Raw genomic sequence first — 491 nt, 5'->3', positions numbered from 1 at the left:
TTTGCACTTAATTTTGACCCGCCTGAGAGGCCAGATTACGGCCTGAACTTTTCTTTTATTTCCAGTTTTAAATTCGTTTATTAGTAGATTCTTTGTAGCGGTAACTTTCGTTACCTGTTTCAATGATGTGACAGTGATGCGTTAGTCGATCAAGTAATGCGGTTGTCATCTTTGCGTCACCGAAGACTTGGCTCCACTCTGAAAAGCTTAAGTTAGTCGTGATAATCACACTTGTTTTCTCATATAGTTTGCCTAGCAAGTGGAACAGTAATGCGCCTCCCGTTTGACTAAAGGGCAAGTAACCAAGTTCATCTAAGATAACCAAATCTGTATGGCTTAACCTGTTCGCAATGCGTCCCGCTTTACCTTCGAGTTTTTCTTGTTCAAGTTGATTCACAAGTTCAATGGTCGATAAGAAGCGCACTCGTAGTCGGTGGTGTTGGATGGCTTGTACGCCTATTGCCGTTGCTAAGTGAGTTTTACCCGTGCCA

At 42.6% G+C, this 491-nt stretch carries 1 protein-coding gene; it reads right to left on the bottom strand.

Going from position 1 to position 491, the window contains the following annotated elements; genetic code table 11:
• Positions 1 to 67: 67 nt before the first annotated feature.
• Positions 68 to 491: ATP-binding protein (locus A3761_RS04845; protein WP_197469879.1), on the bottom strand; the 424-nt coding region annotated here is incomplete at its 5' end.

Source organism: Oleiphilus sp. HI0123, assembly GCF_001635315.1.
Note: the sequence above shows the minus strand (reverse complement) of the source record. Positions and strands in the feature narration are given on the sequence as shown.